General features: G+C 35.0%; 10 protein-coding genes. All 10 read left to right on the top strand.

The window, feature by feature from the left end:
* Positions 1–215: 215 nt before the first annotated feature.
* The 10 genes from DRF58_RS05320 (at position 216) to DRF58_RS05365 (ending at position 16,680) form a co-directional block, all read left to right on the top strand.
* On the top strand, positions 216–3,047 hold the full coding sequence (locus DRF58_RS05320; protein ID WP_116033637.1) for a TonB-dependent receptor: 2,832 nt from the start codon (positions 216–218) through the stop codon (positions 3,045–3,047).
* A complete protein-coding gene (locus DRF58_RS05325; RefSeq protein WP_116033639.1) occupies positions 3,047–4,078 on the top strand; it encodes a phytase in 1,032 nt (343 codons plus the stop codon). The genes DRF58_RS05320 and DRF58_RS05325 overlap by 1 nt, the downstream gene beginning before the upstream one ends.
* Before the next feature lie 120 nt (positions 4,079–4,198).
* On the top strand, positions 4,199–5,209 hold the full coding sequence (locus DRF58_RS05330) for an NAD-dependent epimerase/dehydratase family protein (protein ID WP_116033641.1): 1,011 nt from the start codon (positions 4,199–4,201) through the stop codon (positions 5,207–5,209).
* A 92-nt stretch (positions 5,210–5,301) separates the two neighbouring features.
* The gene (locus tag DRF58_RS05335) at positions 5,302–7,068 is read left to right on the top strand and encodes an AMP-dependent synthetase/ligase (RefSeq protein WP_116033642.1); all 1,767 of its coding nucleotides are present in this window, start codon (positions 5,302–5,304) and stop codon (positions 7,066–7,068) included.
* Positions 7,069–7,171: 103 nt separating this feature from the next.
* Positions 7,172–10,030, top strand: a complete 2,859-nt coding sequence (gene gcvP / locus DRF58_RS05340) for an aminomethyl-transferring glycine dehydrogenase (RefSeq protein ID WP_116033644.1) — start codon at positions 7,172–7,174, stop codon at positions 10,028–10,030.
* 357 nt (positions 10,031–10,387) lie between these two features.
* The gene (gndA, locus tag DRF58_RS05345; RefSeq protein ID WP_116033646.1) at positions 10,388–11,806 is read left to right on the top strand and encodes an NADP-dependent phosphogluconate dehydrogenase; all 1,419 of its coding nucleotides are present in this window, start codon (positions 10,388–10,390) and stop codon (positions 11,804–11,806) included.
* A 12-nt stretch (positions 11,807–11,818) separates the two neighbouring features.
* Entirely contained in the window at positions 11,819–13,300 is a 1,482-nt protein-coding gene (zwf, locus tag DRF58_RS05350; RefSeq protein WP_116033647.1) for a glucose-6-phosphate dehydrogenase, read from the top strand.
* Positions 13,301–13,315: 15 nt separating this feature from the next.
* On the top strand, positions 13,316–14,026 hold the full coding sequence (gene pgl, locus DRF58_RS05355; protein ID WP_116033649.1) for a 6-phosphogluconolactonase: 711 nt from the start codon (positions 13,316–13,318) through the stop codon (positions 14,024–14,026).
* 215 nt (positions 14,027–14,241) lie between these two features.
* Complete coding sequence (locus DRF58_RS05360; RefSeq protein ID WP_116033651.1) at positions 14,242–15,672, top strand: TolC family protein; 1,431 nt, start codon at positions 14,242–14,244, stop codon at positions 15,670–15,672.
* A gap of 12 nt (positions 15,673–15,684) precedes the next feature.
* Complete coding sequence (locus DRF58_RS05365) at positions 15,685–16,680, top strand: HlyD family secretion protein (RefSeq protein WP_116033653.1); 996 nt, start codon at positions 15,685–15,687, stop codon at positions 16,678–16,680.
* Positions 16,681–16,685: the final 5 nt, after the last annotated feature.

Genomic DNA, 16,685 nt, shown 5'->3' on the forward strand with positions numbered 1-16,685 from the left:
TTATTTACAAACTAAATCGAAGATATTTCGGAGACAAACTATTCGAAAGGCTCATTATTGCTAATATTACAGCAGTATGATTAAAAACGGATATACATAAAAATTATTTATTAAATCCTATTGATATTTAGTTTTAATAGAATTATTATATGATTTAAGTTGTATTAATAAGTTTAGAAGAGCGCAATCTTATTTTTGTCCGCAAATAAATCTAAATGAAAAAGCTTATTACAACTGTACTTTTTTGTGCAACAGTTTTTGTGTTTGCGCAAAAAGGTAGTATCTCTGGGATTATTAATGATAATAACCAAATTCCTTTGCCTGGTGCAAAACTAACTTTAACACCTGGTAATTATTACACAATATCTGATGCTACAGGCGATTATGTCTTCCTTAATGTTCCAGAAGGAACCTATACGCTAACCGTAGATTATATTGGTTATGGCAGTCAGCAATCAACAGTAGTTGTGAAATCCGAGAATAATACTAGCGTAGATGTTTTGTTTGATAAAAATAAGTCAACTACAATAAAAGAGGTTCGGCTTCTTGGTATTAGCAGACAAAACCAAGCTAGAGCCCTAAATACGCAGAAAAATAATTCTAATATCACCAATATTGTTTCGTCTGATCAGGTAGGGAAATTTCCGGATTCTAATATCGGAGATGCTTTAAAACGAGTACCTGGGATTACGATGCAAAATGACCAAGGTGAAGCTAGAGATATTATTATTAGAGGTTTGGCTCCAGAACTTAACTCAGTTACTCTCAATGGAAACAGAATTCCGTCAGCAGAAGGTGATAATAGACGAGTTCAGATGGATCTAATTCCTTCCGATATGATTCAACTTATCGAAGTTAACAAAACCTTAACGCCAGATATGGATGCAGACGCCATTGGAGGCTCCGTAAATCTCATCACAAGAACTGCACCTAACAAAGAAAGAATATCTCTTACTGCTGCTGGTGGTTATAATCCTATTAGAGATAAAGTATCTAGTAATACAGCTTTTATGTATGGTAACCGTTATTTTGGTAAAAAATTTGGGTTTGTTTTCAACGGTTCTTATAATAATCAAGATTATGGGTCTGATAATGTAGAAGGTGTTTGGGCGCAAGATAAATTTGGTAATGCTTACATCAGAGAGATGGATATTCGCAAATATGATGTAAGAAGAGAGCGTAAAAGTTTAGGGGCTAATTTTGATTTTAAAATTAATGATAAAAATATCATCAAAGCTGGTGCTGTTTATAACTGGCGAGACGATTGGGAAAATAGATATAGACTGAGATTTAATAAAGTTACACCTATCTACGACAAAACAGATGAAAGTCTTATTACTGGTTACAAAGCTGATCTTAGAGCACAAACCAAAGGTGGTATAGATACTGATAAAAGTAAAGCGGCAAGGCTAGAACGCCAGATTATGCAAAACTATTTTATCAATGGTGAGCATTTGTTGGGTTCTCAGCTACAATTAAATTGGTCTGGAGGTTATTCACGAGCGTCCGAAGACCGCCCTAATGAACGTTATATAGATTATCAGTCAAAGGGAGTAGCACTTTCTGGTTATGATAGTGAGAAAGAACCATTACTAACGCCAACAACAGAACCTACACTCAAATCCTTTAAATTCCGAACACTTACGGAGCAGTTTGGTCATACTTTTGAAGATGAGATTACGGGGAAAGTAGATCTTAGAATTCCGCTTAATATCATATCAGAGCAAAAAGGCAGATTGAGATTTGGAGCAAAAACAAGAATCAAACAAAAAGAAAGAGAGAACAGTTTTAATGACTATACTCCAACCGATGCCAACACTAGCTTAGCCACTATGGATAAAATTAATCCAGTCTATTGGGATGGTAAAAATTGGTCTCCAAATAGCAAGTATATCCCAGGATATTTTGCATCAAAACAATTATTAGGCAATTTGGATTTATACAATACAGGAATGTTTTCTTCAGAAAGTAATCCTGCAAAATATCTCGGGGTAAATTACAAAGCCAAAGAACAAATCTATGCTGGATATATCCGTTGGGACCAAAATATTACGGATAATTTTTCTTTCATAGCAGGTCTTCGTTTAGAAAATACCCACACAGAGTATACTGGTAATATCACCAAAACCGAAGATGATGATGTAATGTTAGAAGGTGAGAGAAAAATCAAAAACGGCTACACCAATTATTTACCAAGCATTACCTTCAAGTATACGCCAACAGATGATATGGTTCTTAGGGCTGCTTATACAACTTCTTTGGCAAGACCAGGGTATTACAATTTGTCTCCATTTGTGAATATTACACCAGGAGAGGATGCACAAATAAATGCAGGTAATCCAGATTTGAAAGCTTCTTATGCTCATAACTTCGATGTAATGGGAGAGTACTATTTCAAATCAGTGGGATTAGTATCAGTTGGTGGTTTTTACAAAAAGATTAATAAATTTATCTTTAATTACATCGATCAAAATTTTACAAGAGACAAGTTTACACAACAGTTTCCTGATCTCGCTAATGATTTGGGAGCAGATAACACCTACGTATTTTCACAAGCCAGAAACGGACAAAGTGTAGACGTTTATGGTTTTGAAGTTGCTTTGCAGAGACAACTAGATTTTCTACCTGGTTTTCTTAGTCATTTTGGGATTTATGCCAATTATACTTATACACATTCCAAAGCCAAAGGTATTGCAGGAGATGATGTACAAAGAGAAGGTCTTATGTTGCCAGGAACAGCACCACATATGTTTAACTCGTCCTTATCTTGGGAAAACAAAAGATTCTCCGCGCGTGTATCGCTTAACTATACAGCTTCTTATTTAGATGAGATTGGAGGTGTTGCTTTTGATGACCGTTACTATGATAAACAAACCTTCTTAGACGCTAACGTATCTTATGCCATCACAGAAAAAATAAGATTCTTTGTTGAAGCTAATAATCTTACCAACCAACCATTAAGATATTACCAAGGCGAAAAGAACAGAACAATGCAAATGGAATATTATAAACCAAGATACAACGTAGGACTAAAATTCGATTTTTAATGAAAAAGATATTATTGATAGCTTCGGTTTCTTTTTTGATGGTACAATGTACATCTATGAAGGTTAAACCAGTTTATAAAACACAAAAAGTTCAATTTGATACAGATGATCCAGCATTTTGGATTAATCCACAAGATGCCTCCAAAAGTTTAATTTTAGGTACAGACAAAGAAACCAATGGAGGGATTTATGTTTACGATTTAAAAGGTAAGATTGTAAATAAAGTCTTGGGAATACAACGTCCCAACAACATTGATGTAGAATATGGATTAGAAGTAGGTGGTAAAAAAATGGATATCGCTGTATTTACAGAGCGCGAAACTAACAAAATACGTGTTTTTTCGGTGCCAGATCTAAAACCAATAGATAACGGAGGGATTTCTGTTTTCGAAGATAGCGATCAAAAAAGTCCAATGGGTATTGCATTATATAAAAACCCTGCAACACAACAAATTTATGCAGTTGTTGGGAGAAAAACAGGACCTTCTGGCTCGTATTTGTATCAATATCTACTGAAAGATAATGGTAATGGACAAGTAATTGGAGAGCTCGTTCGTAAGTTTGGCGAATACTCAGGTAAAAAAGAAATAGAATCTATTGCAGTAGATGATGCTTTGGGAGTAATATATTATTCTGATGAACAATACGGGATTCATAAATATAATGCAGATCCATCAGCTTCTAATGAACAATTAGCTTTATTTGGTACCAATGATTTCAAATCAGATATCGAAGGGATTTCTATTTATCCAACAGGTGAGAAAACAGGTTATATTTTGGTCTCAGATCAGCAAGCCAATACTTTTAATGTCTATAGACGAGAAGGAGATACTAATGAAAATACATACCAAAGGATTGCTATCATACCAGTTTCTACTAAAGAAAGTGATGGATCGGATGTTAGTAATGTTAATTTTGGACCAGATTTTCCTAAAGGTATGTTTGTAGCAATGAGCAACGGAAAAGTTTTTCATATCTATGATTGGAGAGATATAGAAGCTCTTATTTTGGCACAACAAAATAAAAAATAAAAACAAGAGAATTATCCGAAATTCTTATACAAAAGCTGCATTGGTAAATAATGCAGCTTTTCTTATTTTATGTGATTAAAAATCATTTCATAAATCTACAATTTCGCTATATTTGCACATATGATTTTAGTCACAGGTGCAACAGGGATTTTAGGCAGAGTTATCGCTCTCGAATTGTTGAAACAAGGCAAAGATGTTCGTGCGACTAAAAGAAAGTCCAGCAACTTAAAAGAAGTAAGAGATTCTTACCAATTTTATACAGACCAGCCCGATTTTTATTTTGATAAAATCCAATGGATTGACACCGATTTCGAATCTATCGAGTCTCTTCAGGAGTCTCTGAAAGGTGTAGATGAGGTGTACCATTGTGCTGCAAAAGTCAGTTTCAACCCCAGAGACGATAAAGAACTTTTTAAAACCAATATAGAAGGTACCAAAAATCTGCTGTACGCTATAGACAGTACCAAGGTTAAAAAGTTCCTTTTTGTAAGTTCTATTGCGGTATTGGATGGTTATAATGAAGCTGGGATGATGGATGAAAACTCTGATTTTAATGAAAAACTAGAACATTCTTCTTATGCCATTTCCAAGCACCTTTCCGAAATGGAAGTTTGGCGCGCACATTACGAAGGTTTACCAAGCATTATCATCAATCCAGGTGTCATTATTGGAACTGGAAATTGGGGAAATAGCAGTGGTGATTTATTCAAAAAATCCTCACATTCCAGAACTTTTCCTGGTGGAACGGCTTATGTTGATGTAAGAGATGTTGCGAAAATCTCGGTCGAATTGATAGATAAAAATGCTTTTGGAGAACGCTTTATCATCATTTCCGAAAACGAAAAATTCCGTTTGGTTTCTGATAAAGTAAGAACTGCGCTTGGAAAACCAAAAGCGAAATTGGTTCCTGAGTTTATTTACAAAGTTTTACCGATTATTTCTTTTCTTTTCGGATGGCTGTTTCCGATTCTGAAATTGATGAGTAAAAATAACATCGAAACGGTAAGAACCGACTCCAAAGTTTCTAATCAAAAAATTACAGAATTCCTGAATTACCAGTTTATTCCGGTTTCTGAAAGCATAGATTTCCATCTCAAAAATTATATGGAATCTCAAAAAAAAAATAAATGATATGAAATTAAAATATAATATTCATCAATAAAACAGAATGATTGTAAGTCTATTATCTCATATCTTTTATCTTTCATCTTTAATTATCATTAATGAGCAACGTTACTAGTTTTCTTCAAAAAAACGTTAACCTATATCCAACAAAACCAGCTTTAGGTTTCAAAAAAGACCACGAATGGAAAGAGCTTGGCTGGTATCAACTCAAAAGATTAGTCTTTAAAACCGCGAATGCACTTAGAGCAAATGGCGTAAAAGAGAATGATAAAGTCTCTATCTATGCCGATAATTCTGCTGAGTGGATTATTTTTGATTTGGCAATTATGGCGATTGGCGCGGTTACGGTTCCGGTTTATTCGACGAACGGTGAAGACCAAGTTGAATATATTATTAAAGATTCTGGAGCGGAAATTATTTTAGCAGGAAATCAGGAACAATATAATGTCTGTTTAAATCTTTTGAATAAAGGTTTACCAATTAAGCAAATTATCATTACTAAAAAATATATCAAGTTAAAAGAGAATTCATCCTATTTAGAAACTTTCATCGAGTCTGCATCTGAAGATTTGGAAATTGTTGAAAGAGCAGAAGATGATTTGGCTACATTGATTTACACATCAGGAACAACTGGCGTTCCAAAAGGTGTGATGATTACACATTCTAATTTTCTAAACGCATTTGATGCGCATATGGAGTTTTTCAAATTTAAGCGATTTGAAGATGAACATTCATTGGCATTTTTACCTTTGACACACGTTTTCGAGAGAAGCTGGACATTGCTTTGTTTACATTTTGGAGCAAAAGTCAGTTTCTTGGAAAATCCAAAACTGATTGCATCTGCATTGACCGAAGTGAAACCAACAGTGATGTGCTCTGTTCCAAGATTCTATCAAAAAATCTACGCTGGACTACACGAAATGGTCAATTCCGGTTCTGATTTGAAAAAGAAGATATTCAGTTGGGCGATTGAGAACGGAAGTTTATTTTCTGAGAAAAAACGATTGAATCAAAGTATTCCTTTCGAATTGAGTATTAAAAATAAATTGGCGAATACTTTAGTTTTTAATAAAGTAAAGAAAAAACTAGGTGGAAAACTTTGGTTTATGCCTTGTGGAGGCGCTTCCATTTCAGCAGAAGTGACACAGTTTTTTGATGCAATGGGAATCCACATCACCGTTGGTTATGGGATGACGGAAACTACAGCTACAATCACCGCTTTTCCTTTTACAAAATATAAATACGGAACTGCAGGGAGATTATTAGGAGATTCTCAAATCAAAATTGGTGAGAATGATGAAATCCTAGTGAAAGGAAGCGGTCTAATGAAAGGTTATTATAACAAACCGGAAGAAACAGCGAAAGTTTTTGATGAAAATGGCTGGATGAAAACGGGTGATGCAGGCTTTATGGATGATGAAGGCAACCTTGTCATCACTGACAGAATCAAAGACCTGATGAAAACTTCCAACGGAAAATATATCGCACCACAACCGATTGAGAATATGTTTTCGAATAACAATTATATCAATCAGATAATGTTGGTGGCAGAAGACAAACCTTATGTAACGGCTATCATTGTCCCTAATTTCGAATCGATGCTGGAGAAAATAAAAAGCTTGGGTGTTACATTTACCAATTGGGTAGAAGTCGTGAAAAATGAAAAAGTGCTTTCTTTTTATCATCAATTAATAGATGACATTCAGAAGGATTTGCCTGGGTTTGAGAAAATCAAAAAGTTCGTTTTGATGCCCGCTGATTTCGAAATTCAAAGCGGAGAAATCACGCCGACCCTTAAAATCAAAAGAAACATTGTGATCCAAAAATACAAAAGTCTTATCGACTCAATGTATCATCACGAATAAGTTCAAATATAAAATCTCTGTGAAAATGGGGATTTTTTATTTTTACAAAATTCACTAAATTTACAAACCAATTTTATTAAAATCTAATTTTCTAAAGTATATAATGAACACACAGCAATTTGTAAACCGTCACATCAGTCTCAACGAAACTGATAAAGCGGAAATGCTAAACAAAATCGGGGTTAATAGTATCGATGAACTCATTTCTCAAACCATTCCGGACAGTATCAGATTAGAGAAAGACTTGGAGCTTTCTGAACCACTTTCTGAGTACGAAATGTTGCTTCATTCCAAAGATTTGGCATCTAAAAATGTCGATTTTGATACTTACATCGGATTCGGGTATAACAACACGATTCTGCCTTCTCCAATTCAAAGAAATATTCTTGAAAATCCAAGCTGGTACACGGCTTACACACCTTATCAGGCAGAGATTGCTCAAGGTAGATTGGAAGCACTTCTTAACTTCCAGACTGTGGTTTGTGACCTGACTGGTTTTGCAATGGCAAATGCTTCACTTTTGGATGAATCTACTGCCGCTGCAGAAGCAATGCATATGTTCTTCAATAACAGAACAAAAGACCAAAAGAAAAACAATGCAATTAAGTTCTTTGTTTCCGACTTAGTTTTACCACAAACGATTTCTGTTCTTAAAACAAAAGCAGAAGGTCTTGGAATTGATATTATTGTAGGTAACCACGCAACACATCAGTTCAATGATTCTTATTATGGTGTATTGTTGCAATATCCTGGTAAAAACGGAATCGTTCTGGATTATACAGAATTCATTACTTCAGTAAAAGGATTCGATTTGCAGGTTGTTGTAGCTTGTGACCCGATGTCTTTGGTTAAACTGAAATCTCCTGCTTCAATGGGTGCAGATTGTGCTGTTGGAACGACTCAGAGATTCGGTATTCCGATTGGATATGGAGGTCCTCACGCTGCATTTTTTGCTTGTAAAGACGATTATAAAAGAGATATTCCGGGAAGAATTATCGGTGTTTCTCAGGATATGTACGGGAAACGTGCATTGAGAATGGCTCTTCAAACCAGAGAACAGCATATCAAAAGAGAAAGAGCAACGTCGAATATCTGTACAGCACAGGTTCTTTTGGCTGTAATGGCTGGGATGTACGCGGTTTATCACGGCCCAAAAGGTCTTAATTTTATTGCTGACCAAATTCATTATAAAACTAATGCTTTAGCTGATGCTTTGAGAATTTTAGGTTATGATATAGTAGATGAGCCGGTTTTCGATACGGTGAAGTTCAGACTTCACGAGGAAGAGAAAACTTCTTTGAGGATGAAGATGAGAGATCAGAAAATTAATCTTAATTATTTCTCTCAAGGGATTGTAAGTATTTCTATCAATGAAACGACGACTGTTGAAAAACTAAATAGATTGGTTGAAGCTTTTGCTCAATTCAAAGCTAAACAAGGTTATAAACTGACACTTAAAGAAGAATATTCGATTCCGGCTGAATTGTTGAGAACGGATGAAATTCTTAAAGAAGAAGTTTTCAACAAATACCATACAGAAACTGAATTGATGCGTTACATCAAGCGTTTGGAAAGAAAAGATTTGTCTTTGACACATTCGATGATTTCTTTGGGTTCTTGTACAATGAAACTGAATGCTGCAACGCAGATGATTCCGTTATCTTGGGCAGAATGGGGTAGTATCCATCCATTTATCCCAACAGAACAGGCAGGAGGTTATCAAGAAATGATAAAACAGCTTGAAAAAGATTTAGCTGAAATCACAGGATTTGCAGGAACATCATTGCAGCCAAATTCTGGTGCGCAAGGAGAATATGCCGGTCTAATGGTTATCCGCGAATATCACAAAAATAGAGGAGAGGGTCATAGAAATATCGTATTGATTCCGCAGTCTGCACACGGAACTAATCCGGCTTCTGCTGCAATGGCAGGAATGAAGATTGTAGTGGTGAAGAATCTTGAAAATGGAGAAATCGATTTTGAGGATTTGAAAGCGAAGACAGAACAACATTCTGAAAATTTGTCTTGTGTGATGATTACTTATCCATCTACTTACGGATTCTTCGATGCGAATATCAAAGAAATCACCAAACTAATCCACGAACACGGCGGACAAGTCTATATGGACGGTGCGAATATGAATGCTCAGGTTGGATTTACAAGTCCAGGAAATATCGGAGCAGATGTTTGTCACCTTAATCTTCACAAGACTTTCGCCATTCCTCACGGAGGCGGTGGTCCCGGTGTTGGTCCAATCTGTGTGGCTGAACATTTGGTTCCATTCTTACCAACCAATGCTAATATCCCTGTAGGAACAAAAGATGCAATTGAAGGGATTTCTGCTGCACCTTATGGTTCCGGATTGATTCTTAATATCTCTTATGCTTATATCAAATTATTAGGAACTTCCGGTTTGAAAAAAGCTACTGAATATGCAATCCTTAATGCTAATTATTTGAAAGAATTATTGGCAGAACATTTCCCAATTCTTTACGCCAACGCGAATGGTAGAGTAGCACACGAATGTATCGTAGATTTCCGTCAGTTCAAATCTTTGGGAATTGAAGTAGCTGATGTGGCGAAAAGATTAATGGATTATGGTTTCCATGCTCCAACAGTGAGTTTCCCTGTAGCCGGAACATTGATGATTGAACCAACTGAATCTGAAAGTAAAGAAGAAATCGAGCGTTTTGCAGAAGCCTTAATCAATATCAAAAAAGAAATTGATGAAATCGCTAATGGAGAAGCAGATGCAACAAACAACGTTCTTAAAAATGCACCTCACACAGAGCAATTGGTAATCTCTGACAATTGGGATAAACCTTACGGAAGAGAGAAAGCAGCTTATCCATTGGAATGGGTGAGAACGCACAAGTTCTTCGCAACTGTTGCAAGAGTAGATGAAGCTTATGGCGACAGAAATTTGGTTTGTACCTGCGAGCCGATTGAAGCGTATATGTAATAAGTTATTAATGATGAGTTATGAATTATAATTCATTGATTATATAAAAGAAAGAGGCTGTCCTTTTGAGATAGCCTCTTTTTTATTGTGTACGAATTTGGCTATAGTTTTTTTAGCAATTATATTTTAAGTTGTCAATTAGTTTTTACTTTTCTAATTCTTTAAGAAAATTATAGTTTGCGATTTTGTATATGTAATTATCAGTTTTAGATTATTAATTAAAAGTCGTATTAATTAAAGATTTAAAGTTTATTTATGGATTAAAACTATGGAAAGAATTAAAACAATTATATAGATAATTTTTTTTCTGCCTTGCATTTCTGTAAATTTATTCCTTGAATTTAATCTAATTTAAAAATGAAAAAATATAATTACGGGGTAATTGGCCTCGGAGTAATGGGAAGAAATCTTCTTTATAATATAGCAGACAACAATTTTTCTGTTGCGGGATTTGACCTTGATGAAGAAAAAGTAAAAGAACTTCACAATGGTGCTACCGAAGGAACAACTGTTCTGGGAACAGCTTCTTTGGAAGAATTTGTATCTGTATTGGAAAGTCCGAGAAAAATAATTCTAATGGTTCCCGCAGGAAAACCTGTTGATGCGGTTTTAGGAAATATTACGCCACTTTTAGATAAAGGAGATATTGTAATTGATGCAGGTAATTCTTATTTCGCTGATACCAATAGACGTGTTGCCGATTTAGCATCGAAAAATCTACATTTTATGGGAATGGGCGTTTCCGGTGGTGAGCAAGGTGCTAGAAGAGGTCCAAGTATTATGCCTGGAGGAGATTTGGAAGCTTTCAATCTGCTTCAACCAATGTTGGAAGCGATTTCTGCAAAAGTTGATGGCGAAGCTTGTACCGCTTATATGGGAAAAGGTTCTGCCGGAAACTACGTAAAAATGGTTCACAACGGAATCGAATATGCGATTATGCAACTCATAACTGAAGCTTACGACTTGTTGAGAAAAGGAGCAAATCTTAATAATGATCAGTTATACGAAGTTTTCAAAACGTGGAATGAAGGCGAAATGAACTCATTCTTAATTGAAATCACTAGAGATATTTTCAAACAAAAAGATGATTTGACAGACGGTTATCTTGTTGATAAAATCCTAGATAAAGCCGGAGCTAAAGGAACCGGAAAATGGACTTCCGAACAAGCTATGGAAATCGGAGTTTCTATTCCAACGATTGATATTGCGGTGACTTCAAGAATTTTATCATCTTATAAAGAAGAGAGAATTAAAGCTTCTCAATTATATTCTAAAGAAGAAATATCAAAGCCGGAAAATACAGAATTATTCATCAAAGAAGTTGGTGATGCACTTTATTTATCAACTTTAATCAGTTATGCTCAAGGTTTAGCGTTGTTGGTAAAAGCTTCCGAAGAATATCAGTTTGAAATTCCATTAAAAGACGTTGTGAAAATCTGGAGAGGTGGATGTATCATCCGTTCAGTTTTATTGGAGAAGTTCTATCAGGCATATTCTAAGGAAGAGAATTTGTCTAATATTTTATTAAATGAAGGTGTTTCTGAAATCGTTAAAGACAAAATTTCTTCATTAAGAAAAACGTCTTCTTATGCTGTTTTGAATGGAATTCCGAGTTTAGGTATTCAAACTGCTTTAGGCTATTTTGATGCTTACACTACAGAATCTTTACCTGTGAATCTCCTTCAGGCACAACGTGATTATTTCGGAGCGCACACGTATCAAAGAGTTGATAGAGAAGGCGTTTTCCACACTTCTTGGAATAGTAAAAATAATTAAAATTCGGAAAAAATGAGCGAAAAAGAAACTTTGACCCCAACAACAATTGTTATTTTTGGGGCAACAGGAGATTTAGCAAAAAGAAAATTATTTCCGGCTTTTTATAATTTGTTTATAGATGACAGAATGCCTAAAGATTTTAATATTATAGCTTTGGGTAGAGCGGAGAATGATGATGAAAATTTCAGAAATTATATTAAAGAAAATCTTGAAAACTTCTCTCGGAAAAAGGTAACTTCTGAAGATTGGGAAGCTTTCCAATCGCATATTGTTTATTTCCGACATCAGTTAGATGAAGTAAATTCTTATAAAGCTTTGAATCAGAAATTAGAAGATTTTGATAAAGTTTATGAAACAAGAGCAAACAGACTTTTCTATTTGTCGATTGCACCTAATTTTGTCTCGGCTATTTCTGGTCATATGAAGAATGCTTCTATTGCTTCTGATCCAAAAAAAGACAGAATCATCATCGAGAAACCTTTTGGTCACGACAAAGCATCTGCAATTGAACTTAATAATCTGCTTTCTCAAACTTTTGAAGAAGAACAAATCTATCGCATCGACCATTATTTGGGGAAAGAAACGGTTCAGAATATTTTGGCATTCAGATTCGGAAACTCGATTTTTGAACCTTTGTGGAATCATAGACATATAGAATCTATTCAAATCACTGTTGCAGAAGAAGTTGGAGTAGAGACTAGAGCGGCTTTCTATGAGCAGACTGGAGCGCTTCGGGATATGATTCAGAATCATTTGTTGCAAATCCTTTGTATGGTTTCTATGGAAGCACCTGCCTCTTTGGAATCTAGCGAGATAAGAGACAAAAAAGTGGATGTTCTAAAATCCATTCGAAGAATTACACCAGAAAAAGTTGACCATTATGCTGTGAGAGGACAATACGGAAAAGGGAAAATCAATGGAGTTGATGCTAAAGCTTATCGAGAAGAAGAAGGCGTAGCGAGTGATTCTAATACAGAAACTTTCGCAGCAATAAAATTCTATCTAGACAATGAAAGATGGCAGAATACGCCTTTCTATGTTAGAACGGGTAAAAAAATGAAGGAAAAACATTCTTACATTACGATTCAGTTTAAAGAACTTCCGCATTCTACATTTTCTGACGGTCCGTCTCAATTATCTGCCAATAGGTTGATTATCAATATTCAGCCGTCGATGGATATTAGACTTCAATTTATGTCGAAGAAACCTGGACTTTCTTTGGAATTGAAACCTGTAGAAATGGTTTTTAATGATTTTGCTTGTCAGGAAAATAGTCCCGAAGCTTATGAAACATTACTATTGGAAGCACTTTTAGGAGATTTGACATTATTTATGCGTTCGGATCAGGTAGAAGAAGCTTGGGATGTGATGAAAACCATTCAAGAAACTTGGCAAAGTCGCAAAGATGCTTCATTCCCAAATTATAAAGCAGGAAGTTGGGGGCCAGAAGAAAGTAATGCTTTGGTTGAAAGACAAGGTCACAAATGGGTTTAATTTAAAACTATTGAAATGAATATTACAGTATTTGATAATTTAGATACATTATATAAAAAAGCAGCAGATACATTTGTTGAACTTTCTGAAAAATCTATTCAAAAGCACGATAAATTTGTTGTTGCATTAAGCGGAGGTTCTTCTCCGAAAGCCATTTTTAGTTTGCTGGCGACTCAGGAATATTCTGATAAAATAGACTGGAGCAAAGTTTATTTTTTCTGGGTCGATGAAAGATGGGTTTCTTTGGCTGACGAGAAAAGTAATTTTAAAATGACTTTAGAAGCACTTTTGGATAAAGTTCCAGTAGATGAAAATCACGTTTTTCCAATGTATAAAGATGGAGTTGAACCTGAAGATTATGCTAAAGAATATGAAGGGCAAATCCGAAAAGTTCTTGGTAATGAAGGAGTTTTCGATTTTATCCTTTTAGGAATGGGAGATGATGGACATACAGCTTCGCTTTTTCCAGGTGAAAAAATTCTTCACGAGAAAGAAAAATGGGTAGATGCTTATTATCTGAAACCTCAGGAAATGTACAGAATCACTTTGACAGAGCCAATCATTAATAAAGCTGAAAATATCTTGGTTGTAGCTTTCGGAGAATCTAAAAAGCATGCTTTGAATGAGGTCTTGAACGGAGAATATAACCCCGAACTATATCCACTTCAACTGATTGAAAGAAAAGACAGTTTTCAGTTTTTTACGGATGAGAAAGCTTTAGGTTAAAAGTGAAATTTATATTGAAATTAAGCATTTACGTTTTTGTAAATGCTTTTTGTTTTACATTCAGAAATTTAATTTTATTAATCTTGTTTTGGTAATTTTTAACTACCTTTAGAAGAATGAAAAATGATAAAGCTAACATTAATTGTGGCGCTTTATCATTAGTGTTTTTTGTAACTTGCCATAATTAAAACTGTTTTCTAGAAAATTTTAAAATTATGAGATTCAGGAAAATTGTACTTGCCTCACTTCTGATTTTTTCTTCCAAAATACATTGTCAGCAATATACATTGAAAGAATGTATAGAAAAAGGAAAACAAAATAATGTCAATATAAAGCTGGCTGAACAATCTCTGGAAACCCGTGAAAAACTTCTACAATCCAACAAAAATAATAATCTTCCTAAAGTCGATTTTCTTGGTGGTTATAATTACATCGGAGAACCTATCAAAATCAATCTTCAGCAGGTAAAAGACGGAATTGTAGAAGGTTCGGCCACTCAAAGTGCCGCTTCTGCCAATACTGTTTATCAGCAGATTACTGGAAATCCGCTTCCGCAACAGGTTCAGAATGTGATTTATCAGACTTCCAAAGATATTATCAGCGCAGTTTATCCCAATTACAATCCGGCGATTGCAAAACAAAGTTACTTCTTGGCAGGAATTCTCGTTCGTCAACCAATTTATCTTGGAGGGAAACTGAATGCAGCAAAAGAACTTTCAAAACAACAGGTAGAAAGTGGAAAAGCGAATCTAGAATCAGCTCAAAATCTTACCGCTTATAATATTTCATTGAATTATATTCAGGTGATGTATCTCAATTCGATGATTAAAAAACAGGAAAAAATTGTTGAATCTCTTGAAAATAATGAGAAATATGCACAAAGTCTTCTGAAAGCTGAAATCATTCCGCCTTACTTGAAAAACTGGTCAAATATTACGAAGCTTCAAGGCGAAACCAATCTCAAAAATCTTAAACTCGAAAAAGAAAATGCGCTTTTAACTCTAAAAGATTTAATGGGAATTTCGCTTGACGAAACAATGGAAATCAATGAAGAACTGAATGAAAATATTGAAGTTCCCAACTTCTCGTCATCAGAAAAAAATGCAGATTTAAAATTATTATTAAGCAAAAAGAAAGAAGCGGAAACGACTCATAATATTACCAAATCTCTCTCTAGACCGAACATTTTTGCCATTGGAAATTATCAGTTTTTCAGAAATGACCTTCCGCTGATTACTCCACCTTGGCTGGTTGGGATAGAAATGCAATGGACACTTTTTGACCCAGAAAGGAAATCCAAAAATCTTGCTACACAGTCTTTGATAAAAGAAGCCGACCTTTTGATTGACCAGAAACAAAAATCTGTGGATTTGGCTACCAAAATTTCTGAGAATAAATTAATCAGTTTCAAAGAACAGAGCGAGACATTTGATGCGGCAAGACAACAAACTTATACGACCACAGAAATGGTAAGGAAAAGAATGGAAAACAGCCTTTCTTCAGTCAAAGATGTGAACGATGCTTTACAACTTCAATACGAAGCCGAAAAATTGTATTACACATCGTTAGTAGCTTATCAAACTGTGATTGCAACTTATTTTTATATCACAGGAAACGTCGAAAATATTACCAATTACATTCCTTAAACTGATAACAAGATGAAAAACTTTATAAAAAATTACTGGGCAGTTTTTATTCCGATTATTGTGTTGGTCATTGCTCTAATTTATCTTTTTCGAAATAAATCCTCAGAGAATAATAAAGAAACTGTCATCGGAATGGTAGATGCAGAATTTGTGGATGTTTCCGCTTCTTTGCCTGGAAGAGTTGTTGAATTGTTGGTGAAAGAAGGCGATGAAGTGAAGGAAGGTCAGGTTGTTGCCCAAATGAAAACCTCAGAAATTGAAACCATTCAGTCGCAAATGTCGGAAGCTGTAATTGTCGCTCAGAATCAATTAGATAAAATCAATCGTGGCGTAGAACCTGAGGTTTTGAAGTCAGCGGAAAACCTCCAACAAATTGCTAAACAGCAAATGGATTTGATGAATAAAACTTACACTCGTTTTCAAAATCTTTATTCGGAAGGTGTGATTTCCGGACAGGAGAGAGATATTATTTATTTTAAATATAAAGCGGCTCAAAAAGAATTAGAAACTGCAACGCTGAATGTTCAGCTTTTGCAACGTGGAAATAATCAGGAACTTAAAAATTCTGCTCAAGCGATTCTGAATCAAGCAAAAGGTGCAGATGAATTAGCAAAAGAGATTAAAGATAATGCTTCTATAAAAGCTCCGGCTTCTGGCAAAATTTCTACAATGATTTCCAACAAAGGCGAAATGGTGAATGCTGGTTATCCGATGATGACGATTCAGAAAGATAATTCGTTTTTTGTGAAATTCAATATTCGTCAAAATCAAATGACCAAAATTGACAAAGGAAGCATTGTTAAAATGAAAATTCCTGGTTGTACACCAGAAGAAGTGAAAGGTGTGGTTTCCGAATTGGCTCCGGCTTTAGGTTATGCGGATTGGGTTCCTGAAAAACAAAATGGCGAATTTGAGCTGAGAACTTTCCAGATAAAAGTGAAACCTGAGAATGCCAATTTGATAAAAGGTCTTCGTTCGGGAATGACAGCGCAGCTTATTTTTGATTAAAGAAA

This window comes from Epilithonimonas hispanica (assembly GCF_003385395.1).
Lineage (GTDB): Bacteria > Bacteroidota > Bacteroidia > Flavobacteriales > Weeksellaceae > Epilithonimonas > Epilithonimonas hispanica.

Excerpts from the sequence above, each read along its gene's own strand:
- DRF58_RS05320 (WP_116033637.1), top strand. The coding sequence starts at position 216 with ATGAAAAAGCTTATTACAACTGTACTTTTTTGTGCAACAGTTTTTGTG.
- DRF58_RS05325 (WP_116033639.1), top strand. The coding sequence starts at position 3,047 with ATGAAAAAGATATTATTGATAGCTTCGGTTTCTTTTTTGATGGTACAA.
- DRF58_RS05330 (WP_116033641.1), top strand. The coding sequence starts at position 4,199 with ATGATTTTAGTCACAGGTGCAACAGGGATTTTAGGCAGAGTTATCGCT.
- DRF58_RS05335 (WP_116033642.1), top strand. The coding sequence starts at position 5,302 with ATGAGCAACGTTACTAGTTTTCTTCAAAAAAACGTTAACCTATATCCA.
- gcvP (WP_116033644.1), top strand. The coding sequence starts at position 7,172 with ATGAACACACAGCAATTTGTAAACCGTCACATCAGTCTCAACGAAACT.
- gndA (WP_116033646.1), top strand. The coding sequence starts at position 10,388 with ATGAAAAAATATAATTACGGGGTAATTGGCCTCGGAGTAATGGGAAGA.
- zwf (WP_116033647.1), top strand. The coding sequence starts at position 11,819 with ATGAGCGAAAAAGAAACTTTGACCCCAACAACAATTGTTATTTTTGGG.
- pgl (WP_116033649.1), top strand. The coding sequence starts at position 13,316 with ATGAATATTACAGTATTTGATAATTTAGATACATTATATAAAAAAGCA.
- DRF58_RS05360 (WP_116033651.1), top strand. The coding sequence starts at position 14,242 with ATGAGATTCAGGAAAATTGTACTTGCCTCACTTCTGATTTTTTCTTCC.
- DRF58_RS05365 (WP_116033653.1), top strand. The coding sequence starts at position 15,685 with ATGAAAAACTTTATAAAAAATTACTGGGCAGTTTTTATTCCGATTATT.